This window comes from Paenibacillus aceris (assembly GCF_017874035.1).
GTDB lineage: Bacteria > Bacillota > Bacilli > Paenibacillales > NBRC-103111 > Paenibacillus_E > Paenibacillus_E aceris.
Map to the genome: position 1 here is coordinate 481,751 of NZ_JAGGKV010000002.1, position 21,776 is coordinate 503,526.

Here is a 21,776-nt window from a genome sequence, read left to right on the forward strand (position 1 = left end):
CTACATTGCCCTAGCCTTTTTTTTATAATAATAACCTGCAATTAGAGCGTAATAATTTTTCCAGTTGCTTCGGACTCGAATGCAGCCAGGATTACTTCCAGGGAACGTTTACCTTCTTCGCCTGAAATACGCGGCTTAGTGCCGCTTACGATGCTCGCCACGAATTCGTCGATGACGCCGCTGACCGTTTGTTTCTCGTTCGTTGCCACTTGGCCGACTTTGTAACGTTCAACCGTGCCATTGCGAAGTTCTACGATAACTTGGTCGTTCGGATCTGTATCGATTTTGATTACACCGTTCTCACACCAGAGAACCGTGGAGTTGTCTTGACCTTTGTAGTAGGTCCAGCTGGCAACCAATGAACCCGTCGCTCCGCTTTTCATACGCAGCAAGCAAGTCGAATTGTCATCCACGTCAGTACCTTCTTTGTGTAGGGTGCCTACGAATGCTGCCACTTGTGCAACCTCGTCAGCCAGCAAATAGCGGATCAGATCCGATTTGTGTACACCAAGGTCGCCCATCGCGCCCATAATCGCTTCTTCTTTGCGGAAGAACCAGCTCTCGCGGCCGTCAATACTCCAACCTTCCGGTCCTGGATGACCGAAAGATGTACGGAACGTCAAAACTTTCCCCAGCTTGCCGGACTCCAAAATTTCTTTCGCTTTCACGTGCGGCGCCATCAAACGTTGGTTGTGACCAACCATCAAGAATACGCCATTCTTCTTAGCAGCTTCGATCATCGCATCCGCTTCTTCTGCTGTAGTCGCCATCGGCTTCTCCACAAGGACATGCGCACCCGCGTTTGCTGCGGCAATGGACACCTCTGCGTGAAGATAGTTTGGCGTACATACGCTAACTGCGTCTACTTTCTCTTCCTTCAACATCTCAGCATAGCTGCTGTATGCTTTGCCGCCATGAAGCTGTGCGTAGTGTTCGGCTCTTTCGATAATTGGATCTACGAAAGCCACAAGCTCAACATTCGGATTCAATGCGTATTCCGGGATATGTCTATGTTTGGAAATGGAGCCGCAACCAACGACGGCCACTTTAATTTTACTCATTTTAATTGTACACTCCTCTTAATGATTAGTTATGGACGTTAATATAATGTTCTTTAACCCAGTTCAAGCTGTTCTCAATGCTCGTAAGCGGAGGCTTTTGGCAGTGATCCTGCTCAACAACAAGCCACTCCACGCCAGCTTGCTCAGCAGCTGTAATTACTTGCTCAAGTGGAACCTCGCCTAGCCCAAGCTCCAACGTAACCAATTTGCCTTCAGCATCTTTGGAGAAATCTTTGAAGTGAAGCAGCGGCAGGCGGCCAGCATATTTCGCAATATAAGCAAGCGGATCTTGTCCAGCGTATTTAACCCAGCATACATCCATCTCTACTTGGATCGCGTCTTTCCCTGCATACATCGCATCAAAGACGAACTCGCCGTCCACTTTATGGTGGAATTCAAAATCATGATTATGATACAAGAACTGTAAGCCTTGTTTGCCCACTTCAATCGCGATTTTCTCGCATTCTGCAATTAGCGCTTTCCATTGGTCAGCGTTTTCACGCTCTTCGGCGCCTACATAAGGACAGATGGCATATTTCGCACCAAGTGTGTGAAGATAGTCAATTTCGCCTTGCAAGTTATTGCGGAATCTATCTAGACTTACATGGCTTCCGATCGCTTTCAAGCCAAGTTCATCGAGCAATTGTTTCATTTCTGCAGCAGGCTTGTCAAAGTAACCAGCGAACTCCACGCCTTCATATCCCAGCTTGGCAACATGACGAAGTGTGCCTTCCACGTCTTTTGCCATATCATCACGAAGTGTATACAATTGAAGACCAATTCCTAAACGTCCCATTTGTTTCCCTCTTTTCCTGAATTCCAATTTTTATTTGATTAACGCCTTTGTAGACAGTATAGCGGAATATAGCTTAATATGACCATTCACGATATAATCAAAACATCTCTTATTTGGCTACGAAAGGTGATTTCGATGGACACTGAGCTGTTAACCTGCGGCTATTCTTTTCATATGGAACCGTTTAATGTGAGTACAAAATCCGGACTCAATTCTTATCTTTTCCGTTTACAGACGGAGGGCACCTGTGAAATTCTCGTTGATGGCCAGATGATTCCTATTGAAGCCGGTCATTTGCTCCTTTATAAACCGGGAGATCCGTACGAGCTGCGGATTGAGCTTGATAAGGAGCAGCCCGGCAGTAAAATTGCCAGCGGAGATTATTATTTATTTTGCAAGGGTGCTTGGATCGATGCTTGGTGGAAACGCAGTCTGAAACAAACCTGCACGCGAATTGATCTCGACGCGCGGCTCATTTCGCTTTGGCGCCAGCTTATTCTTGAAAAACGCAGAATGGAAGAGGAAAACCACGAGCTCAGCGGCTACTTGCTGCAAGCCCTCTGCGTATATGTAGAGCGGGCGGCAACGGAAACGGTCTCCTTGCAAGGACGACCTTTTACAGGCACTCGCATGAAGCGTTTTATTGAAGCCCATGCGACGGCTACGTTCAAAGTCGATGATGTGGCGGATCATGTGGGACTCAGTGTCTCTCGCGCCGTTCATTTGTTCAAAGAATGCTTTGGCAAAACGATGATCCAATACGCACTGGAAGTCCGGTTATCCAGCGCAGTGGAACGCATGCACGATAGCTCCATGTCCTTGGAGCAAATTGCCCTAAGCTGCGGTTTTGGCAGCTATCCCTACTTCCATCGGGCTTTTAAACATAGATTTGGGATCTCTCCTAAGCTGTATCGGCAAAAGGATTCACAGAACTAACGAAATTCACAAATTTTTCATGTAGTTTTTTTTAGAATATGGAACTTTTTTGCTCGCTAAATCGTATATTTATAGACTAATAAAAAGCAACCAGATTGATAGTCCGAAAATGAGGATTTAGGGTGAATAGTTTAAAACATATTCATGAAATGCAAGTTTGTTTCAAAATTGTAAAACTATTTTAATGTTAAATTAATAATCCTCATATATGCTTGATGTATATCCAATTCCTAGGATGGTGAAAAACTATGAAAATGTTTATTACGATTCATAACAAACCCGTGCCTGTCTACTCCGATGAAAAAAATAAAAAGAAATTCAACTTATTGAAATCCGCTCTTGAAGCGAAGGTTAGTAAAGGAAGAGCCACCATTAAGAAATGTTTGGACTCTATCATAAGTATTGAAATCGTCGGTTGTGAAGCGATTCTGCATTCTTTTAATGAACGCGATTCGCTGGCGTTATCGCTCTATTAAAAAAAGTCCAGCAAGGGTAATTTGAAGTTACCCCTGCCGGACTTTTTTTTATACGTACCGTTCTTGTACAACGCTGATATGATGCTGAGCATGGCCCGCGATCACATATGCGAGCGCTCTTGCTGTAATGTCATACGTGCTTGCATTGCCTGCACGCGACCAAGCCGAGTCGGCAATGGTTTTTAGAAGCGTGAAGGTCGATTGCCGAACCGCTTGGAAATCATGTAATAAGTCTTCGATAGACACTTCGTCGAATGATGTGTTTGCAATAAAAACATCCTGATCAAAACCAGGCAGCTTCGTCGTATCTCCGCGAGCTATACGAAGCATCCGGTAGCTCATCACACGCTCCGTATCCGTGATATGGCCCAATACTTCCTTCAGGCTCCATTTCCCCGGCGCATAGCGGTGCAAACCCTTTTTATCATCGAATTTGGAATATAACGCAGTAATTTCCTCTAGTTGACTTTGTAGAAATGATTCGTAATCGCCGTCAGGCACTTTGCTGATATAGGTTTCATAATAAGGTGCGTATTCCTCTTTTTCGGGTCTCTTCAGCATGTCGCAATCAATCTCCCTTCCATAATCAGCCTATCGGTATAATAGACCTATCATAGCGGAAATTACGCGAAATTAGAAGATGTTTTGGGTTTAGCCAAATTTATACGTCATGCCATAACCGCCTTTGGGGTAGACCCAATCGATGTTATGGGACGGACAAGCAATCCGGCAAGTTCCGCATTCAATGCAGTTCTCATAAGCAACCGTTGTAATTTTAAGCTTCTTTTCCCACTCATACACATCTGAAGGACAGAAGAAGTTGCAATCTTTGGTCACGCAATTCAAGCAGGTCTGTTTGTCTTTAATCACGAGATGTGACTTGTCATCGCATTTGTAACGAATGGTAAACAGCTTATCGGAAATGTCGCTTTGGCTCATCCGTTCATCGCCCTCCATCCCTTATAGCCTAGCTTCATCAGGTTCACAGTGCCGCCTGCGGCGTTTTTGATCAGCTTCATCGCCATTTTTTGCTTATCGGCTTTGGCGATGCCATCCACGAGGAACATATTATACGCGGCTTCATTAAGCGCTTTGGGCAGCTTATCAAACAAGAGCTCAGGGTCCTGCTCCTTCAGGAATTGATGCATGCCCTTATACTTCTGCAAATCTTTGTGCACAAAGGATTGGCGTATTTTTTGATCATAGGCTTGCAGCGAAGCGGCTGTGAAATCCCCGCGTTCCTTAGCCTCCACAATCGCTTCTCCGGCCAATCGGCCAGAGGTCATGGCTAAGTTAGTGCCTTCCCGGTGGACGAAGTTGATAAGCTGCGCGGCATCCCCGCAAACGCACCAGCCATTCCCCGAAAGCGGAGGAATGGAGTGAAAACCGCCCTCGGGAATCAAGTGCCCGGAGTACTCTTTCGTTTCGCCCCCCTGAATCAATTTGCGGATCATAGGATGCTGTTTCACCGCGTCTAGTACTGCGTAGGGCTTCACTTTCTTATCGCGCAAATGGTTGACCATCACGCCTACGCCTAACGAGATCGTCTCTTTATTCGTATATAAGAAGCCCATCCCGGCCATGCCAAGCGACGTCTCGCCCATGAATTCAATCGTGACGCCTTCGTCGCCTTCCAGCCCGAAGCGGTCCTCTATTTTCTCCTTCGGCAGCGCAATCACTTCTTTCACGGCCAGCGACACTTGATCCGGCGTCCATTCCTTATGAATGCCCATGGCCTTCCCGAGCAAAGAGTTCACGCCGTCAGCGATGACGACAACGTCCGCATACAGATCCCCGTCTTCCCGGTCCGTCCGAACCCCGACAACCTTGTCGCCTTCACGGATCACATCAAGCGCGACTGTCTCGTAGATTGGGATGGCCCCGGCGGCCACCGCTTTATCTGCAAACCATTGATCAAATTTGACGCGCAGACCGGTAAAGCAGTTGTACGGCTCCTTGTATGCCTCATTCCGATGACCAAATGTCACCATGGATTCTTTGCCCATCATCCAAATGCGCTGCTCCACAATGTAACGTTCCATCGGAAAGTTTTTTTCTTTCCAGAACTCGGGAACGAGCTCCTCAATTTGTTTGCGGTAAAGGACCCCGCCGAAAATGTTTTTGGCACCGGGGAACTCTCCCCGCTCCAGAAGCACAACGGATAAACCGGCGCGCGCCATCGTTAAAGCAGCTGCTGCACCGGCTGGACCTCCGCCAACGACGATTGCATTAAATTTTTCATTCACTTCGCCTCACTCCTTTCCAGCGTTGGCACGGAAGCGGTTGTATCCGATACTTGCTTGCCAAACAATGTACGGCGTTTTTTCACCTCTTGCGTAATCGCCGGAACCAGCTTAAACAGATCGCCAACCATGCCATAATGAGCAAATTGGAAAATCGGCGCCTTCTCGTCTTTGTTAATGGCGACGACAACATCCGCGTTGCTCATGCCGACGGTATGCTGCACGGCCCCAGAGATGCCGATAGCGAAGTACAGCTTCGGCCGCACGGTTGCACCGGTTTGACCAACCTGGTGCTCATGCCCGATCCAACCCGCATCAACCGCCGCGCGGGATGCGCCAACGACGCCGCCAAGCGCGTCCGCCAGCTCGGCGAGCAGGCTGAAGGGCTCAGGTCCGCCAAGCCCGCGCCCGCCGGCCACGATAATCTCGGCATCCTCGAGATTAAGCTTGCCGGTTTCGTGCAGGAAGTCCAGCACCTGCGCGGCGATCTCTTCCTCCCGCATCGTGGCCTGGAAGCGCACGATTTCGCCCTGGCGCGCCGTATCCTTCGGTAGCGCCTGGAACACACCGGCGCGCGCAGTCGCCATCTGCGGCCGGTATTGCTTGCAGAGGATGGTGGCCATCATCTTCTCGGAAAAAGCCGGCCGGCTGGCCAGCAGCAGCCGCGACGGCGGCGGCTCCACGTCGAGCTGCGTCGTGTCAGCCGTCAGCCCCGTCGGCAGGTGCGTCGCAATGGCGCCTGCCAGGTCACGGCCCGTCGCTGTCGCGCCGAACAGCACGATCTCGGGCTTTGCATCCTCGATCAGCTTCAAGCAGACCCGGCTGTAGGGCCGGGTTCGATAGGTGCGAAGCTCCGGCGCTTCGCAGAGGAACACCCGGTCCGCGCCGTAATGCACGGCTTCCTCGGCGAGGTGCGCGACATCCTCGCCGATGACGAGCGCCATGAGCGGCGCGTCCAGCTTCGCAGCCAGCTTCTTGCCTTCGCCCAGCAGCTGCCAGGACACCTTCTTCGCAGCGCCGTCCCGCTGCTCAACAACGATTAACACTCCCCGGTAAGCGGACCAATCGGGCATTGCCGCTTCGGCCTGATCCGTCGTTTGTTCATTGGCCATTGTGACTTCCCCCATTCGTTACGTGATCCTTCCCTGCACTTTCGGCGCTACTTCGTAAAGAGCCCCCGAAGTCCTTGCTATGACCAGTCAAACAGCGTCTGCATTTCCTTCGTCATCAATTGCTCAGCCAGCTGAGCGGCGGCGGCTTCCGGCGAATCATACGCGATCATTTGCGTTTTGACCGCCTTCACTTCTGGCACCCAAGTTTTGGCGACAATCGTCGGTGAACCTTTAAGTCCGATTTTCGCCCGTTCCAAGTCGGGAAAATCAGCGGTCGTCCACACGGTCGGCTTATAACGTGCCGCTCGAATCATGCCAGGCAGTGACGCACGTCTAACCTTGTTCAATTCCTTGAGCGCTGTAATCAGCACCGGCATGCTTGTCTCAACAACTTCGATGCCATCTTCCAAAAGCCGGTGCACACGCACCTTGCGATTCTGTTCATCGACTTGAACCACCTTGTTTACATAGGTGAGCTGCTCCAAATCCAATCGGCAAGCGACCCCAGGACCTACTTGTCCAGTGTCGCCGTCCAATGTTTGTTTACCGCAAAAAACAATATCGACCGGCCCCCACGTCTCAGCAATTTTACGAATCGTCCGTGCAACCACGTACGAGGTGGCGAGCGTGTCCGCTCCGGCAAAACCGCGGTCCGTTACGAGTACTGCATCGTCTGCGCCGAGGGAAATGCATTCCTTCAAGCCCTTCTCCGCAGGAGGCGGTCCCATCGTGACGACCGTCACCCTTGCCCCGGTCTCATCCTTAATCCGCAGCGCCTCTTCCAACCCGTGCATATCATAAAAATTCACAATGCTGGGGACGCCTTGGCGAATTAACGTATTATTTTTCGGGTCAATGCGAATTTCTCTAGAGTCAGGTACCTGCTTGATACACACTACGATATGCAGCATCTCTGCACCCTCCTGTTTCTTCGGGAACTTTTGTTGCATCATTTGACAAAGCACCCGAAATACTTGTCATCATTGTGAAATTTGTCACTTAAATGACGTGTGGAAATCGCTTTCAATGTCAGTTACATAAAATTAACAGCCTACATCAATATATGCAAAATGCCTTTTAACATGTCACTTATTTTAGGCTTGGACGAGCGAACAGAAAGAACCCGCAATTATGGAATACATAATTGCGGGCTTCTTTTAATCGCCTTCGTTAGAATAGAATTCTAGCCTTCATTCTCTCGTGCCGATCCATCGCCTTGGGCTTCATAGCCTATTATCCGCTCTCTAACGATAGTCACTGTGCCACCTTTGTTTGTCAGAGTCGTTTTCACATCCCCGATTTTACAATCTTCACAGATCCAATTGTTAGCTGGTTTCCTGAACCCATTTGTCTTCCCACATTGCTCGCACGTGATCATTCATCTTCAGCTCTCTTTCTGATAAGCTGCCTTTACTATAGTACTTCTAGCAGTTATCTTCTGTGAGAAATATCACAGTGCAGAAGCATGATCATTTGATCGGCATTGTTAAAGTCACAGTCGTTCCTTCTCCCACTTGCGAATCAATTGTTATTTGACCGCCTGTACTCTTAGCTCTCTCTTCCATACTAAACAAGCCTACCCCTTTAGCCATGCTATTTCTGGTAAAACCTTTTCCTCTGTCAGCTACTCGAACTACAAGATATGCCTCAATCTCATGAACGGAAACGCTGGCCTCCGAGACATCCGCATATTTCGCAATATTGGTAAGCGCTTCTTGAATCACACGATAGATCGTAGTTTCCTCAAGTGCGCCCAAGCGTCTCCGCAAGCTGCTTTCCAGCTTTACCTTGATCCCATAATGATCCGCATAGTTTTCAATATAAGTCCGAATGGCCGGTACAACCCCTAGATCATCCAAGACGGAAGGGCGGATTTGCCAAGCTAAGCTTCGTACCTCTTCAATAATCCCAGAGACATTTTGCCTGAGGAGTGTGATTTCCGGGTTCGCTGTCTCCCCCTCTCCAATTAACCGATCCATCTGGATCAGCAAAGAGTAGAGGCTTTGACCGATGCCATCGTGCAGTTCCCGGGAGAACTTGCGACGTTCTTCCTCTTGAATTTGCATAACCTGCGACATCATTTCCTTGAGTTCTTCTTCCACCCGTTTTAACTCCGTAACCTCATTGCGAATAGCGAGATATTGATACGGTTTCCCTTGCTCATCCACGAACGGAACGATGGTTGTATCTACCCAATAATAGCTTCCGTCCTTTGCTTTATTTTTAATCTCGCCACGCCACACTTGCCCTGAGGAAATCGTTTGCCATAGTTGAGACATAAAGGCTTTAGGATGAAAGCCGGAATTAATAATCCGATGATCCTGTCCCATCAGTTCAATGCGGGGATATTTGGAGATTTCACAAAATTTATCATTGACATAGAGAATGGTCCCTTTAGGATCAGTAACCGCGACAATGGACGATTCGTCGAGCGCAAATTTAACATTGGACAATTGTTTCAGCGACTGTCTCAGATCCTGTTGAAATACGGCGTCAGCAATATGTTCATCAAGACGATCCAATAATTCGACGACATGCTCGCCAATGACATCCGGAAACTCCTTATCCAATGTCTCACTCAAAGTTCAACAGTCCTTTCTTCACTGCAAATTTCACCAATTCTGGTCTTGTCTTAAGGCCCAGCTTCTCCATTACATTGCTTTTATGCGACTCTACGGTTTTGACGCTAATGATCAACTGTTCGCCAATTTCTTTATTAGAGAAGCCTTTGGCAATTAAGCCTAATACTTCCCTTTCACGTTCGGAGAGTGATTCAAACTTATCTTTATTTTCACCGTGCTTCAATCGTTCTATATATTCATTCATGAGCCTCTTCGTTGCTGTTGGATATAAATAGGCATTGCCCTCTGCAACAGAACGGATAGCCGTCAACAGCTCTTCGTGCGGAGCGCTTTTCAAAATGTACCCTGATGCTCCGACATGAATGGCTCTGAACAAGTACTCGTCATCATCATGCATGGTTAAGATCAGAATGCCTAAATCAGGCATTAAACGCCTTAGTTCCGTTGTCGCGGTAAGCCCATCCATGCCTGACGGCATGTTAAGATCCATTAATACGACATCCGGTTTTAGCAGCAAGGCTAACTGAATCCCTTCTGCACCGTCTGCGGCCTCCCCGATGACTTCCATATCGTGCTTGCCATGGAGCAGCATCATTAAACCCGATCTCACCACAGCATGATCATCCACGACTAGAATCTTCAATGTCCCATCCTCCTTGTTACCGGCTAGTATGATCAGCCCTTCTTCTGTGCTCTAATCATAACAAAATTAAGAGACTCCCGTAAGGAAATTCATGTCGCAGTTTCTTTGATGATGTCCTCTATGAAAGAAGCTACCGTATGTATTCTCTCTAGGACGGCTTCTATTTCGCTGGCATCAAATCCGGTTTGTTCTCGTTTTCCTATATAAAGTAAACCTATTATCCGTTGACTTGAACTTGCCACTAGCGGGAAGGCAACAGCAGACTGCAGTCGTTCAGCTAGCATAACGGGACAATGCAGTCTTTCCTGGTTTATTCTGGGATTCGTATCATCCAGCTTGGCCCATCGGCCAAGGCGCAGAACAGCACCGGCTAGTCCCAGTCCAAGGCCCACTTTTTTGATCACCATTTGTTGGTACCGGTCATTCCGATTGCCTACTGCATACTTCCAGTAACTGCGCCCTGTGTCATCAGGAAGAGGCGCCAACGCGATGAAATCGCTTGACGTCAAGTTTCGCAAAAGTTCCAGTTCTCCTACTATATTTACCTCGCTAATTGCCACACAGGGCACCTCCGTTTCGACGAAGCCATGCTGAGTTTTTCTAAGCTAACCATTGTAGACGTTTTAATACTTCTTGTAAGTCAGGGAAAACCCTGATTCAAGCATCAGGAAAAAAATAAGGGGTTTTCCCCTAAAAGATCAGCAGAACTCCCGATAACCAAACACAAGATAAGTCGGTATGATGAAGATAACCAAGAAACGTTAAGGAGTTGGTCTCTATGATCATGAGTAAAGGGATTATGAATTTCTTCTCTGAAGAAAATTTCGAAAGACTGCAAAGTATTATGTATGTAAAGCGCGCTGCTAAAGGGGATTTCCTGTTCTGGGAAGGCGACGCGGCTGACAAATTATATTACATCATTCAGGGTGGGGTTCGCATCACCAAACTGTCTGAAACGGGCAAAAGCTTCATTCTTTACCTGCATCAAGCAGGTGATTTATTCGGCCAAATAGATCCCTTTCAGAACTCGTTGCACAGTTTTGGTGCGGAAGTGACCGAGGATAGTCAAATCGGTGTGATGGGGCGCAAGGACCTCGAGATTCTGCTAACGCAGCATGGCGATCTTGCGATTGAATTCATGAAATGGATGGGGCTCATGCACCGCATGACAGAAACGAAGTTTCGTGATTTAATGATGTATGGCAAACCGGGTGCACTCTGCTCTTTATTAATTCGATTAAGCAATTCGTACGGCGTGCCGCAGGGAGACAACATCCTGATTACCTACAAATTGAACAATTCCGAAATGGCAGATATGATTGGATCTACCCGCGAGAGCGTCAACCGCATGTTAAGTGATATGAAGAAAGAAGATGCCCTCGAATTCAACAATGGTCGCATTGTCATTAAGGATGTGACTTACCTTCGCGATATATGCCACTGCGAGAACTGCCCGTTGGAGATTTGTCGCATGTAGGCTATTGTCAACAAAAAAATGACTCCAAATCGGTCATCACTTGCTCGGTTATTGGAAAAACAAGCTGTTCCTCCATGGTTAAGTGGTCGTTTAATATCAAACATGCCTGAACGAGATGCGCTGTAATCTCCGCTAATTGCTTCCTAGAAACATGCGTTGTTATCTTGCTAGCAGCTTCTTGGAATGATTCGATAAAAGACAGGCCGAGTTTATGGTCTTTTTCCAATACCCAGAAAGAAGGCAGGATAGAGGGACCACGGTGACGATCATAATACGTCAGCAGGAATGGAAACAATTCCCTCTCTTCCCAATCCGAATGTCGTTCCAACACTTCTACGAATCGATGAGCCCTTCCTCTGAGCTCTCGGACAAGCTGCATGCCCTTCTCCAAATCATCCGATAGAATCACTTCCTTGGCGCTCGTTTCGAGGATCCTTAGCTTTTCTCTCAATTCCTCATGCTCTGCCCTTAATCGATCGGTCGCAAAAGCAAGCTCATCTGGGTTTGAGGAAGCAATCCCTGATGCGTAGCCAGTGGCATGTATGGCCATACAGTGTCCCTCCCAAAGTCATCATTTCCTTCACTGTATTCAGTATAGCTGCAGTTTCAAATTCTCGCTGTGCGCTAAATCACACTCCCCCTTCATGCGACTTTGCGCTCAGCAAGCCACAAAAAACCTATTCTTCACTCCGGATTGCCGAAGTAGACGAATAGGTTTTTACTAGTGAATCACGGGCGCAGTCTGTACCTTATCTCAATTTTGCTTTTAGATGAAATCGTTCCAAAAGCTTATCAAACCATTTGTGCAAGTAGGGGAGTATCAGATGATCCACGCCAAATTTCCCTGCATTTGCGCCTGCTGCTATGATAAAGAAGCTCAGAAGCACTAACCATGGATTCGAGCTAACCGTACCAGCGAACATATACATGAAATTCATTAATAAGCCGAAGAACACAGCCGCTGTAGTCAGCGCTCCGATCAGTAAGCCGATACCAACCAAGAGCTCTCCCCATGGAACTAAGACATTAAACCACCCGATATGGGGCAGCGCGAAGTTTTTCAAGAAAGCTACATAATTTGCATATACCAGATCTGTCGTTCCACTTTCAAGAACCGGTTTGGCAATCGCTCCTTTTAGATATCCCGTAGCGTCGAAAGCCTTCTCACCCGTAATTTTGTGCCACCCAGCTACCGCCCATTCCCAACCTACATATAATCGAATGATCGTCAACAGGATTGCCGCGTAATTATTTCCTCTTAACCAATTCATCATGTGAACCATCTCCTTCGTATCTTATGACTTTATTATAGGACGGAGAAATTCAGCTGTATGTGAAAAAAATCACAGTTAACCGGATTCTTGCTATTTATAATGAATTTTAGATTAATCCAGTAAGCAACCAGGGAGATGATTCTAATCATGAAAACAGAATTCACCGTTCATTTTAAAGTAATCCATCACAATCGAAGTTCTTTGTTAAGGGGGATTATTTTCTTAGAGGAGAATCACAAGCCAACGATATCTGATTATGAGAAATGCCTTCGCGCTTGTGGGCATGACGTCGTTCTGGAAGATAAGGAACACATCATTTTCAGAGCATTTACACCGGATGAAAACTACATCATTCACATTCTAGAAGAAGAGAAAGCGTCGATTAGAGATGTCATTGTTGAAAATTTAGTCAGCAACCTCATTCATTTAAAATAAATCTTCCACCTAAAAGGAGGCTGTCTCAGCAGGTGTACACCTGGCGAGCAGCCTCCCTTTTGTTCCTATCCTGCTATCTTCTTTCTTTATTCCTCTTCCGGTTCAACCTCATAGGTGCATAAAAACCTCTCAACACCTGGATATTTTTCGCCTAGACTGCGAATTACGAAACCGATGCTCCGGTAAAATTGTACCGCATCCTCATCTGTCTCTGCCATGATTTTCACAGGGTGCATCTCTTCAATCATTTCGAGAATGATCCCCCGTCCGAACCCGGCCCCTCTGCTGTGAGGTTCAACCGCTAGGTGTTGAATGGTCATTTCCTGCGCATCATCGATACGGAAACCGATAATTCCGACGAGAATCCCTTCTGATTCATACCCATACAGCCACATGTTCGAATCGTTCTCATAAAGATTAATCGACTTTTCCAGTTCATCGGTATCTGGGAAAACACTGTAGCTAAGCAGCTCTTGGATAGCAGTCTCCTGAAGCCTGGATTTAACATCTATTAACACTTGCGGTCACTTCTTTCTCTTGATCTTCTGTAATCTATACATAATCTAACAGACTTAACAGCTTGTCAATGTGAGCCGCAGGTTTGACACCCTTTTCCTCCATGGCGGATACCGCAGAACCATAACTTATAAAAGGAATGGCGGCTCCCATCGACGCTTTGCCATCAATCCATGAATCACCGACAGAAATCCACGAATGCGCTTGAATCGCAGAATAATGCCGCAGCACAGCCAAATATCCCGATGGTGAAGGCTTCATCGCCGCCATCTGCTCTCTGCCCACGATCAAATCAAACTGATCCTTGATGCCGGTTGTCTCCAGTGCTCGCAAAGCAGCGGCATACGAGTTATTGGTCACAACGACTAATGTGACAGCACCTTTTAGTTTTTCTAAAAGCACCTTCGCACCTGGCTCCAAGCCCGATCCCTCCATTCCTCGAAGCTCGTGTCCCTCAGCGATCTTTAAGGCGGCAGCTATAATCCCGTCGGTTGCTCCATTCTCTTTAACATGAGCAAGAATAGTCGATGTGGTGTGCTCCTCAATCGGGAAATCACTTGGCAGAAGCCCCTCTCCGCTCAAAAATTGGGCAATCGCCAGCTTCATCGCTTGGAAATCTATGTGGGATTGAAGAAGCGTATTATCCATATCGAAAATAATCCCTTTAACCGGAGTAACTTTGTTGTCCAACCTTTCCACCCCCTCTATATCGAGATTTAGTGCATTTCGACATTATTCGATCCAAACCAACATTAACCGCTATATACACGTAATAAGCAGACCACTATAATAAAACCACCGAAGACTGTCGAACCATGTATCTACTCGAGAAAGGAAATGGACATGCATCTTGCAGATACTCAACGATATGGTTTATATCTCGTCCTACTGGCTTTGGTCATTATGATCTTAGCCTCGTATACGAGTCTGAATTTAACTAGAAGGATTGCCGTTTCGAGCGCTTGGGCTCAAAAACTCTGGATCTCATGCAGTGCAGCAACCTTAGGCGTAGGCATTTGGTCTATGCATTTTATTGCCATGTTAGCCTGTCCTTTGCCGATAGGAATAAGTTACGACATCAATACCTTATTTACCTCCATGGCCGTCGCTGTTATTGGTTCTGTCATCGGTTTTTTTGTCACCAATTGCGCCAAAAAACTCGAAATCCCTAAATTTCTTCTGGGCGGTATGTTTATGGGACTCTCCATTTCCGGGATGCATTTCATCGGTATGGGAGCACTCCATCATGTTGAAATCCACTATTTCCCAATACCGTTTGTCCTAACTATAGTTATTGCTATACTAGCATCCATCATAACCTTATATCGATCTGCTAATTCCAATCAAAGCTTGCTTTCCAGCGCCCTCGTCAGCTCCATTGCTCTTACAGGAATGCATTATACAGGCATGTTTGCAGCTCAGATGACGTATCCGGATATAAGCTTACTTAGCACTAACCAAGAAGCAAATGTAGACGTTTTGGTACTAGCGATGCTTGTGGCTTTCGGTACGGTCATCTTTTTATCGATCTGCATGATTTGTTCCTTGAAAATCGATCAAAAGCTGGCTGAACAATCCACTCTAAAAGCAACCTTGCTTGATACAAGTATCGACTGCATCATGATGTTTAACAGCCGGGGATGGATTATTGAGTGTAATCCGGCAGCAGCCGCAGCGTTTGGATATACCCGTAAACAAGCTTTATCCTTAACCATGTTTGATTTTCTATTTCCTTTTGATCGAAATGGAGAAGCCGCCGCTTCGCTGTTTCAACAATTGGCGCGTCAAGATACTGCGCTGATCGGCAAGCGCATTGAAATGCTCGCCTACCGGGCCGACCGCTCCGAGTTTCCAGCTGAGATCACGATAACCGGATTCCAATTCAAAGGGAAGCAAGTATTTGCGGCTACGATCAGGAATTTGGCCGAACAGTGTCGGCCAACCACAGCTACAGCATCCTGATACCGTAAAGAACCTGAGGCTCAGCCTCAGGTTCTTTTTTTATTTCTTCATGCTGTCTGTTTCGATGTAGATTGAATCGCAAACGGGATGAACATGGACACCAAACTCACGATGAAGCCAAATACGAACATCCCATGGAAACCGCTGTAAAAAACAGTCGCTTTCGTTAGTATTGCCCCCATAATCGTCACGCTGACCGCTGTACCAATATTCCGGGCGAACAATTGAAGCGAAGTGGAGATCCCTTTTTGATGCGCCTCCACAAGCTGCTGCGAACCGATGGTAGAAACCGTGAAGATGAGTCCAAAGGCAAGCCCCAACATCGTCATCGTTGCAAAAGAGTACCAGAAGGACGTGTTTTCGCCCATAAAATAAAGCATGATAGCCGTAATCACGAGCAAGCCGTTCCCTACTATGAGCAGCGGTTTATAGCCATATTTCAGCACCCATTTCCCACTTGGGACAGCAACGACCATCCATCCAATCGACGTTCCCAGCAGTGCGATCCCACTAATAAATAGCGAATAGCCCTGGTTTTGCAAATAAAGTGGTATAAAGCTTGAGGTCCCAAACAAAGCTGCGCAGGAAATAAAGGAACCTGCAATCATAATGGCAACAGGACGATTACGAAGTAAATTCAAAGGAACGATCGGTGCGCTGTGCCTTTTCTCATAGAAGAAAAAGGCAACCATGCAAATCCCGCCTAATCCCCCGTATATGTAATTGTTTTGTTCGACTGTTGTCGTTAGGAGCAGCAAAGAAATTCCTAAAGCGAACAGAACGGCACCGCCGTAATCCACCACAGATTTCTTCGGTTGATACACTTCCTTATAAGGCTTCAGAGCAAAAAGCGAGACTAAGCAAATCGGAATATTAACGAAGAAAATCCAACGCCAGCTCAAATACGTCACGAAAAATGTGCCCAATAACGGCGCCAATACCGCTGCGAGTCCCCACATTGCGGTGAAAAAAGCCTGCACTTTACCACGCTGTTCAACTGGATAAATGTCTCCCGCAATAATTGCAGGGAAGGGCATCATCACGCCTGCGCCAATCCCTTGAATCGCTCTGAACAGGATGAGCTGCAGCATGCTCTGAGATAAACCGCAGAGTACAGAGCCGCCAAGAAACAATAGAATACCCGCTGCATAAATCTTTTTCCGACCAAACAAATCGGATAATCTGCCGGCTAACGGGGCAAGCACTGTAGAAAGTACCATATACGAGGTGAATGCCCAAGCAAACAGGTCACTACCGCCAATTTCTTTCACGATGATCGGCATCGTCGTATTAGCAATGGTCGTATCCATGGATGCCACTAGCATCGCCAATACAATACTGACCATGACTGTTGTTCGATTACTTCGATTGCTCATGCACGTACCTCCTCAAGCTGTCTACATAGTCACATCCATTTATTGTAACTGATTCCCCTAATAATGAATAGCGAATTTAGTGATTTGATTCCCACGTCTCAAACCTTTTATCAAAAATTTTTCTTTACATATGGCTTTACCTTATAATAAAATTAATCCAATTGAAATAGTCGGTAATTGATTGGGGACATGACAACATGACTTTGAGTGTTTTATTTATGGGTGTAATCGTTGGTTTTTTAGTCGGATTGACTGGTGTTGGCGGAGCTTCGCTGCTCACCCCCATCTTGATCCTCATCGGTATTCATCCTTCCATTGCCGTCGGAACAGATCTGCTCTACAATTCCATCACGAAGCTTTTTGGCACCATTCAGCATTGGCGGCAGAAAACAATTGACTTTAAACTTGTCAAAATGTTAGCAATGGGTAGTATTCCGGGCGTAATTATCGCAGTAATTTTCTTGAAATTTTTCAATTCGTTTTATAATAATCAAGAGGACATTATTAAGCACGCTCTTGGCTACGTCTTGATTCTCGTTGCGTTTGCCACCATGTTCAAAGTTTTCTTCGGCCACAAGATCAAAGAAAACCGCTGGCAGCTCAAGAGCCTGGAGGAGAAAAAAGGGCTGACCATCACCATTGGAGCAGTCCTTGGATTCGTGGTCGGCCTGACCTCCATCGGTTCCGGCTCTTTGTATGCCATTGCTATGCTGTACTTCTTCCGCATGGTGCCTGCCCAGCTTGTTGGTACGGATATCGCTCACGCTTTCTTCCTTGCAACGACAGCCGGCATCCTACACGCAAGTATGGGGAATGTCAATTACACATTAGTGATCAATTTGCTGCTTGGCTCAATTCCTGGAGTTCTGATCGGCAGTATGCTCGCGACTAAAGCGCCGACTAACGTCCTGCGAACGATAATTGCAAGCCTAGTATTGATCAGCGGACTTAAATTAATAGGATGATGAGCAAAGCGCCCGAACCCATTCGGGCGTTTTTTTCATGCTGTCACCATGTCGATTCTTGCGATTTCCCGGGAAATAGCGGCGGTATTTACCCATTTTTCCCTGAAACGGGCCATTGCCTACACAAGAAGACTTGCCCTATTCATACGTTGTGATGAACACCCAATGTGATGATAAAGGAGCTACTGCATATGCAGCGACTAATGTGTAAAGGTAAGATCCACCGCGCAACGGTAACGGAAGCCGATCTGAATTACGTCGGCAGCATTACAATAGATGCGTTGTTAATGAGCAAAGCCAATATTTTGCCCTATGAAATGGTTCAGGTTACCAGTCTGCGCAATGCTACAAGGTGGAAAACATATGCTATCCCTGCGCCGGAAGGCTGCGGTAAAATCGGACTGAACGGACCTCCTGCCCATCTATTTCAACCTGGGGATCTTGTTATCATTCTAAGCATGGGACTGATGAATGAGGCTGAAATTAACGTTCTTAAGCCGCAGGTCGTTTTCGTCGATGAGCAGAATCAGGTACTCCGAGTCGAGGAACATGATGTCGTGATCCAAGAGCAGGAAGTGAAGTCCTATGAGTAACCTTAGCACCAGCAAATGGATGAAATACAAGCTGCTCCGCAAATCGGAGGAGTTAAGAAGATATCTCCCGGAAACTGCATGGCTGAAGGAATCCGCCTTCTGGCACATGTTGAATAAATACGGCCAAGTAATTATTAAGCCTACTGGCAGTTATGGCGGACATGGGGTTATTCGGTTTAAAAAAACGGATGATTCTCATTATGAGCTGCAAGACGGGGCAAAAAAGAAAATATTTCGCAATCAAGCTCAAGTAAACGCTTATCTCAAAAGGAAAACAAGCAAAAGTCACATCGTTCAGCAGCGAATTCATTTGGCAACCGTGAATGGCCGTCCCTTTGATCTTCGCGTGATGGTACAGCGCCGTCCCTCTTCACAGTGGCAGGTCACCGGTAAGCTGGCTAAAGTCGCCGGAGCCGGTTTTATCGTTACGAATATCCGCATGAGCAACGGAAAGGTCGTATCGGTCGAGCACGCCATCAAACAATCGCAGCTTAAATCCATGTCTGCAAGAGATCTTCTGGCGAAACTGGACAAAGTCGCATTGAAAAGCGCGCAGCAGCTAGGTCCTTCCTACCGGTGGGTAAAAACGATGGGGATCGATATGGCTTTCGATAAAGAGGGGCATGTATGGATCATTGAGGTCAATTATGCGCCGATGCTTGAACTGTTTCTGAAGCTGAAGGATAAGTCTATTTTCCGCAGAATCAAATCCTTTCATAAAAAATAAACATACCCAAAAGACACAAGCCGTCTCCATCTTCGACTCCCTGTAATAGTCTACATTAGGGTTCGCATGTGCGAATTCATAGGATAGAGACATTCGTTTTCCCGCTGAAAACGGTGAGGAGGCCCAGAGATGAACCAATTGGGGCTTTATTGCTCACGATGTTCCGCAAGGCTCCCTTTCCGCTATCAAGATATGAAATGTACTTGCGGCGGCACGCTATTGGTCGATTACGACTTGGAGCATTTGAGCAGAACATTCAAAAAGGAAGCCTTACAGAATCGCTACCCATCCATGTGGAGATACAAAGAACTGCTTCCGGTGAGCAACCCGGATTGTATCATCACGCTAGGCGAAGGTTGGACCCCGCTCTTACGTATGCAGAAATGGGAACAGAAGCTGCCAATCAGGCAGTTGTGGATTAAGCGGGAGGAGCAGAACCCGACGGGAAGTTTCAAATCGCGAGGATTCTCTGTCGCGGTTTCTTTGCTGAAAGAGTCAGGAGCGACCAAAGCAGCCGTCCCTTCCAACGGCAATGCCGCCGGTGCGTTGGCTGCCTATGCAAGTCGTGCCGGGCTTACATCCACGGTGTTCATCCCCTTGGACTGTCCGCCGTTGATCGTGGAGGAATGTCCTCTCTATGGGGCTGAAACCTACCTGGTGGACGGCTTGATTCATGACGCCGCAGCTATTATTGAAGCCGGCAAACAGGAGCAGGGCTGGGTGAATGTCGGCACCCTGAAGGAACCCGGACGCGTAGAAGGCAAAAAAACGATGGGACTTGAGCTCGCCGAGCAGCTTGGCTGGACGTTCCCCGACGTCATCATCTATCCAACCGGCGGAGGCTCCGGGATTATTGGCATGTGGAAAGCTTACCATGAGCTCAAAGCGCTTGGCTGGATTGACGGACCAATGCCAAGATTCGTGTGCGTGCAGGAAGCAGGCTGCCAGCCTATCGTCGACGGTCTGTCTCCGCCAGCCGTTAGGGAGCAGACAGGGACTGGCGAAGCGAATCCGACGGGAATGCGCGTGCCGCACCCGCCAGATCTCCCTCTCATCCTGTCAATTGTAAAACAAAGCGGAGGCACGGCACTTGCCTTATCCAAAGAGCAGATTGCTGAAGCTACGCGTTCCTTAGGTGCGCAAGGCATCTCCTCGTCACCCGAAGGCTCCGCAACTTGGGCAGGCATGCTTGCGCTCTGTGACAGCGGCTGGCTGCGTCCAACCGACTCAGTCGTCCTGTTCAACACATCGCATGCCATGAAATATGCCAAATTGGGGACTACGCCATCGCTGCCGACGATAAAGAGCTATGCGGACTATAAGTCACTTAGCCGGTAGGCTGACTTGGTCATTACCAAGTTTGCGTAATGATGGCTGCTCACGAGAAAAAAGGGCTATCCGATAAGCCATGAAATGGCTGAGGATAGCCCTTTTTTGCAATCAATAAGAAAGGGTTAAATTAGGATTGACCTAAATTATTTTCTTCATACAAGCGGTACATTGCCTGATTCAGAGGCTCTGCTGGGTCACGATTTAATAAATATAACGTCATTAAATATTGCAGCGGCAGCGCACAAGTGTTGTTGCCTTCCTGCACGGCAACGAAGCCGGCTTCCAGAACCGGGCCATGCTCCTCGTGAAGTTCTAGGTCAACGTAAATCTTTTGATCCGGGAACTCTTCACGTACGGCAGAAGCGCAGTAAGGGACAATATGTTTATCCAATAGCTCTTTCGCCTCGTCTTCGGTTTGCGGCGGATTGGGCAGCGGATGATTATCCGGGCTTCTCAGCAAGTCCACAAAGAAGGAAGACAGCCAAAGTCCCGCGTTCGGATTCGTTTGGAAGTTTCTCATAATTTCATTTAAGAAAAATCCACAAGAAGTGAATTTCTCATCTTTTTTAAGTGTAAAAGCAAACATCGGGCCATAAGTCGGGTTATTTCCAATTTGACCCTCGACTTCATATTCCGGAAATTGCGTTTTCATAACTTCATTGATGTGCTGGAACCAAGTCATAATGATTTGGGCCTGCTCTTGTTCCAGATCTTGTGCGCTATTTTCTTCGGTTTGTGTATCGATCTCTTTTTCAGTCATTGTGATAAAAGCCTCCTGAATCATTCATATTGGCACGAATACCCCTATTGTACCGCATTTGAGCAAGTTCAGAAAGCTAATTGTTGCAATTTTAAGGACGAATGCGGACGACGCCAACTTCCGAAGCGTTCACTGAGATCGAGTTTCCGCCTTGGCCGATGGTTGCGCTCGCGGATTGTCTTACTCTGACTTTCGTTTTTCCATTGCTGTAACTAGACTTTTTGTTGGATTTGCGCTGCATATCTCACCACCCCCTCTCCATCTAGGACACCATTTGTTCGTGTTCCACATCGGAGGGGAGTTAGTGTTTTTTAGGCTTTTTGAAGATTTGAATGTTTAACGCATTGCTGGCCAGTGCATTGCCCATCTTCGCCGATGCCCGGGCCATTTGATAAATATGGATCACGATCACATTCTTTTTACCGATGCGATATCGGTATGTTTTCACCTTTGATCGAAGCATGGTGAGCTCCCCCCCGTCCCTCGTAAGCGCAGAAACAACGCAGCGTT

27 protein-coding genes are annotated in these 21,776 nt (G+C 47.2%); 9 read left to right on the forward strand and 18 right to left on the reverse strand.

All coding sequences use genetic code 11. The annotated features are described in order from the left end of the window. Positions 1–41 precede the first annotated feature (41 nt). On the reverse strand, positions 42–1,061 hold the full coding sequence (locus J2Z65_RS06555) for a Gfo/Idh/MocA family protein (protein ID WP_167053493.1): 1,020 nt from the start codon (positions 1,059–1,061) through the stop codon (positions 42–44). A gap of 25 nt (positions 1,062–1,086) precedes the next feature. Then, positions 1,087–1,857: a sugar phosphate isomerase/epimerase family protein gene (locus J2Z65_RS06560; RefSeq protein ID WP_167053491.1), complete on the reverse strand. Its 771-nt coding sequence runs from the start codon at positions 1,855–1,857 to the stop codon at positions 1,087–1,089. A gap of 135 nt (positions 1,858–1,992) precedes the next feature. Here J2Z65_RS06560 and J2Z65_RS06565 point away from each other — a divergent pair, with 135 nt between their 5' ends. Continuing rightward, complete coding sequence (locus tag J2Z65_RS06565) at positions 1,993–2,793, forward strand: AraC family transcriptional regulator (protein ID WP_167053489.1); 801 nt, start codon at positions 1,993–1,995, stop codon at positions 2,791–2,793. Positions 2,794–3,041: 248 nt separating this feature from the next. After that, entirely contained in the window at positions 3,042–3,269 is a 228-nt protein-coding gene (locus J2Z65_RS06570) for a 3-dehydroquinate dehydratase (RefSeq protein WP_079409501.1), read from the forward strand. Between the two features lie 48 nt (positions 3,270–3,317). Here J2Z65_RS06570 and J2Z65_RS06575 read toward each other — a convergent pair whose 3' ends face one another. From J2Z65_RS06575 to J2Z65_RS06610, 8 genes are all read right to left on the reverse strand, one after another. Further along, positions 3,318–3,830, reverse strand: coding sequence for a DinB family protein (locus J2Z65_RS06575; protein ID WP_167053487.1), 513 nt, complete (start codon positions 3,828–3,830; stop codon positions 3,318–3,320). 90 nt (positions 3,831–3,920) lie between these two features. Then, complete coding sequence (locus tag J2Z65_RS06580) at positions 3,921–4,208, reverse strand: ferredoxin family protein (RefSeq protein ID WP_205300901.1); 288 nt, start codon at positions 4,206–4,208, stop codon at positions 3,921–3,923. Beyond that, complete coding sequence (locus J2Z65_RS06585; RefSeq protein WP_167053483.1) at positions 4,205–5,515, reverse strand: FAD-dependent oxidoreductase; 1,311 nt, start codon at positions 5,513–5,515, stop codon at positions 4,205–4,207. The genes J2Z65_RS06580 and J2Z65_RS06585 overlap by 4 nt, the downstream gene beginning before the upstream one ends. Next, positions 5,512–6,624 carry an electron transfer flavoprotein subunit alpha/FixB family protein gene (locus tag J2Z65_RS06590; protein ID WP_167053481.1) on the reverse strand — a complete coding sequence of 371 codons (1,113 nt, stop codon included), beginning with the start codon at positions 6,622–6,624 and terminating at the stop codon, positions 5,512–5,514. Before J2Z65_RS06590 ends, J2Z65_RS06585 begins: the two co-directional genes overlap by 4 nt. A 77-nt stretch (positions 6,625–6,701) precedes the next feature. Further along, on the reverse strand, positions 6,702–7,577 hold the full coding sequence (locus J2Z65_RS06595) for an electron transfer flavoprotein subunit beta/FixA family protein (RefSeq protein WP_240159512.1): 876 nt from the start codon (positions 7,575–7,577) through the stop codon (positions 6,702–6,704). Between the two features lie 516 nt (positions 7,578–8,093). Next, positions 8,094–9,206 (reverse strand): PAS domain-containing sensor histidine kinase, encoded by a 1,113-nt coding sequence (locus J2Z65_RS06600; protein ID WP_193580780.1) that lies wholly within the window; start codon positions 9,204–9,206, stop codon positions 8,094–8,096. After that, a complete protein-coding gene (locus tag J2Z65_RS06605; protein ID WP_205300900.1) occupies positions 9,199–9,849 on the reverse strand; it encodes a response regulator transcription factor in 651 nt (216 codons plus the stop codon). The genes J2Z65_RS06600 and J2Z65_RS06605 overlap by 8 nt, the downstream gene beginning before the upstream one ends. A gap of 89 nt (positions 9,850–9,938) precedes the next feature. Continuing rightward, positions 9,939–10,409, reverse strand: a complete 471-nt coding sequence (locus J2Z65_RS06610) for a GAF domain-containing protein (protein ID WP_167053479.1) — start codon at positions 10,407–10,409, stop codon at positions 9,939–9,941. Between the two features lie 218 nt (positions 10,410–10,627). Between J2Z65_RS06610 and J2Z65_RS06615 the strand changes: the two genes are divergently transcribed. After that, on the forward strand, positions 10,628–11,326 hold the full coding sequence (locus tag J2Z65_RS06615; RefSeq protein ID WP_167053477.1) for a Crp/Fnr family transcriptional regulator: 699 nt from the start codon (positions 10,628–10,630) through the stop codon (positions 11,324–11,326). A 7-nt stretch (positions 11,327–11,333) separates the two neighbouring features. On the opposite strand, the gene J2Z65_RS06620 is transcribed toward J2Z65_RS06615, so the two are convergent. Both J2Z65_RS06620 and J2Z65_RS06625 read right to left on the reverse strand, forming a co-directional pair. Further along, positions 11,334–11,876 (reverse strand): hemerythrin domain-containing protein, encoded by a 543-nt coding sequence (locus tag J2Z65_RS06620; protein ID WP_167053475.1) that lies wholly within the window; start codon positions 11,874–11,876, stop codon positions 11,334–11,336. Between the two features lie 199 nt (positions 11,877–12,075). Next, a complete protein-coding gene (locus J2Z65_RS06625; RefSeq protein WP_240159511.1) occupies positions 12,076–12,600 on the reverse strand; it encodes a DoxX family protein in 525 nt (174 codons plus the stop codon). Positions 12,601–12,747: 147 nt separating this feature from the next. Here J2Z65_RS06625 and J2Z65_RS06630 point away from each other — a divergent pair, with 147 nt between their 5' ends. Next, the gene (locus J2Z65_RS06630; RefSeq protein ID WP_167053473.1) at positions 12,748–13,035 is read left to right on the forward strand and encodes a hypothetical protein; all 288 of its coding nucleotides are present in this window, start codon (positions 12,748–12,750) and stop codon (positions 13,033–13,035) included. Between the two features lie 86 nt (positions 13,036–13,121). On the opposite strand, the gene J2Z65_RS06635 is transcribed toward J2Z65_RS06630, so the two are convergent. Further along, positions 13,122–13,553: a GNAT family N-acetyltransferase gene (locus J2Z65_RS06635; protein ID WP_167053471.1), complete on the reverse strand. Its 432-nt coding sequence runs from the start codon at positions 13,551–13,553 to the stop codon at positions 13,122–13,124. A gap of 34 nt (positions 13,554–13,587) precedes the next feature. Further along, positions 13,588–14,241: an HAD family hydrolase gene (locus tag J2Z65_RS06640; RefSeq protein WP_240159510.1), complete on the reverse strand. Its 654-nt coding sequence runs from the start codon at positions 14,239–14,241 to the stop codon at positions 13,588–13,590. Between the two features lie 153 nt (positions 14,242–14,394). On the opposite strand from J2Z65_RS06640, the gene J2Z65_RS06645 reads away from it, so the two are divergent. Continuing rightward, on the forward strand, positions 14,395–15,513 hold the full coding sequence (locus J2Z65_RS06645) for an MHYT domain-containing protein (protein WP_167053469.1): 1,119 nt from the start codon (positions 14,395–14,397) through the stop codon (positions 15,511–15,513). A gap of 47 nt (positions 15,514–15,560) precedes the next feature. On the opposite strand, the gene J2Z65_RS06650 is transcribed toward J2Z65_RS06645, so the two are convergent. Then, positions 15,561–16,889, reverse strand: a complete 1,329-nt coding sequence (locus tag J2Z65_RS06650) for an MFS transporter (RefSeq protein ID WP_167053467.1) — start codon at positions 16,887–16,889, stop codon at positions 15,561–15,563. Positions 16,890–17,086: 197 nt separating this feature from the next. On the opposite strand from J2Z65_RS06650, the gene J2Z65_RS06655 reads away from it, so the two are divergent. The 4 genes from J2Z65_RS06655 to J2Z65_RS06670 all read left to right on the forward strand — a co-directional run bounded on the left by J2Z65_RS06655 (position 17,087) and on the right by J2Z65_RS06670 (position 20,512). After that, positions 17,087–17,854 carry a sulfite exporter TauE/SafE family protein gene (locus J2Z65_RS06655; RefSeq protein ID WP_167053465.1) on the forward strand — a complete coding sequence of 256 codons (768 nt, stop codon included), beginning with the start codon at positions 17,087–17,089 and terminating at the stop codon, positions 17,852–17,854. Positions 17,855–18,045: 191 nt separating this feature from the next. After that, positions 18,046–18,447 carry an aspartate 1-decarboxylase gene (gene panD, locus J2Z65_RS06660; RefSeq protein WP_167053463.1) on the forward strand — a complete coding sequence of 134 codons (402 nt, stop codon included), beginning with the start codon at positions 18,046–18,048 and terminating at the stop codon, positions 18,445–18,447. After that, positions 18,440–19,174, forward strand: a complete 735-nt coding sequence (locus J2Z65_RS06665; RefSeq protein ID WP_167053461.1) for a YheC/YheD family protein — start codon at positions 18,440–18,442, stop codon at positions 19,172–19,174. Before panD ends, J2Z65_RS06665 begins: the two co-directional genes overlap by 8 nt. 129 nt (positions 19,175–19,303) lie before the next feature. Beyond that, a complete protein-coding gene (locus J2Z65_RS06670) occupies positions 19,304–20,512 on the forward strand; it encodes a threonine synthase (protein ID WP_167053459.1) in 1,209 nt (402 codons plus the stop codon). A 121-nt stretch (positions 20,513–20,633) separates the two neighbouring features. Here the strand turns inward: J2Z65_RS06670 and J2Z65_RS06675 are convergent, their stop codons facing one another. The 3 genes from J2Z65_RS06675 to J2Z65_RS06685 all read right to left on the reverse strand — a co-directional run bounded on the left by J2Z65_RS06675 (position 20,634) and on the right by J2Z65_RS06685 (position 21,729). Next, positions 20,634–21,266, reverse strand: a complete 633-nt coding sequence (locus J2Z65_RS06675; RefSeq protein WP_167053457.1) for a DUF3453 domain-containing protein — start codon at positions 21,264–21,266, stop codon at positions 20,634–20,636. Between the two features lie 91 nt (positions 21,267–21,357). Then, a complete protein-coding gene (locus tag J2Z65_RS06680) occupies positions 21,358–21,507 on the reverse strand; it encodes a hypothetical protein (protein ID WP_167053455.1) in 150 nt (49 codons plus the stop codon). Positions 21,508–21,567: 60 nt separating this feature from the next. Then, positions 21,568–21,729, reverse strand: coding sequence for a hypothetical protein (locus J2Z65_RS06685; protein ID WP_167053453.1), 162 nt, complete (start codon positions 21,727–21,729; stop codon positions 21,568–21,570). Between the last annotated feature and the right edge of the window lie 47 nt (positions 21,730–21,776).

Bases quoted from the DNA above. Each gene is read 5' to 3' on its own strand.
- panD (WP_167053463.1), top strand. From the start codon at position 18,046: ATGCAGCGACTAATGTGTAAAGGTAAGATCCACCGCGCAACGGTAACG.
- J2Z65_RS06555 (WP_167053493.1), bottom strand. From the start codon at position 1,061: ATGAGTAAAATTAAAGTGGCCGTCGTTGGTTGCGGCTCCATTTCCAAA.
- J2Z65_RS06580 (WP_205300901.1), bottom strand. From the start codon at position 4,208: ATGAGCCAAAGCGACATTTCCGATAAGCTGTTTACCATTCGTTACAAA.
- J2Z65_RS06645 (WP_167053469.1), top strand. From the start codon at position 14,395: ATGCATCTTGCAGATACTCAACGATATGGTTTATATCTCGTCCTACTG.
- J2Z65_RS06595 (WP_240159512.1), bottom strand. From the start codon at position 7,577: ATGATGCAACAAAAGTTCCCGAAGAAACAGGAGGGTGCAGAGATGCTG.
- J2Z65_RS06560 (WP_167053491.1), bottom strand. From the start codon at position 1,857: ATGGGACGTTTAGGAATTGGTCTTCAATTGTATACACTTCGTGATGAT.
- J2Z65_RS06615 (WP_167053477.1), top strand. From the start codon at position 10,628: ATGATCATGAGTAAAGGGATTATGAATTTCTTCTCTGAAGAAAATTTC.
- J2Z65_RS06670 (WP_167053459.1), top strand. From the start codon at position 19,304: ATGAACCAATTGGGGCTTTATTGCTCACGATGTTCCGCAAGGCTCCCT.
- J2Z65_RS06575 (WP_167053487.1), bottom strand. From the start codon at position 3,830: ATGCTGAAGAGACCCGAAAAAGAGGAATACGCACCTTATTATGAAACC.
- J2Z65_RS06590 (WP_167053481.1), bottom strand. From the start codon at position 6,624: ATGGCCAATGAACAAACGACGGATCAGGCCGAAGCGGCAATGCCCGAT.
- J2Z65_RS06685 (WP_167053453.1), bottom strand. From the start codon at position 21,729: ATGCTTCGATCAAAGGTGAAAACATACCGATATCGCATCGGTAAAAAG.
- J2Z65_RS06650 (WP_167053467.1), bottom strand. From the start codon at position 16,889: ATGAGCAATCGAAGTAATCGAACAACAGTCATGGTCAGTATTGTATTG.
- J2Z65_RS06620 (WP_167053475.1), bottom strand. From the start codon at position 11,876: ATGGCCATACATGCCACTGGCTACGCATCAGGGATTGCTTCCTCAAAC.
- J2Z65_RS06630 (WP_167053473.1), top strand. From the start codon at position 12,748: ATGAAAACAGAATTCACCGTTCATTTTAAAGTAATCCATCACAATCGA.
- J2Z65_RS06655 (WP_167053465.1), top strand. From the start codon at position 17,087: ATGACTTTGAGTGTTTTATTTATGGGTGTAATCGTTGGTTTTTTAGTC.
- J2Z65_RS06625 (WP_240159511.1), bottom strand. From the start codon at position 12,600: ATGATGAATTGGTTAAGAGGAAATAATTACGCGGCAATCCTGTTGACG.
- J2Z65_RS06565 (WP_167053489.1), top strand. From the start codon at position 1,993: ATGGACACTGAGCTGTTAACCTGCGGCTATTCTTTTCATATGGAACCG.
- J2Z65_RS06665 (WP_167053461.1), top strand. From the start codon at position 18,440: ATGAGTAACCTTAGCACCAGCAAATGGATGAAATACAAGCTGCTCCGC.
- J2Z65_RS06680 (WP_167053455.1), bottom strand. From the start codon at position 21,507: ATGCAGCGCAAATCCAACAAAAAGTCTAGTTACAGCAATGGAAAAACG.
- J2Z65_RS06675 (WP_167053457.1), bottom strand. From the start codon at position 21,266: ATGACTGAAAAAGAGATCGATACACAAACCGAAGAAAATAGCGCACAA.
- J2Z65_RS06570 (WP_079409501.1), top strand. From the start codon at position 3,042: ATGAAAATGTTTATTACGATTCATAACAAACCCGTGCCTGTCTACTCC.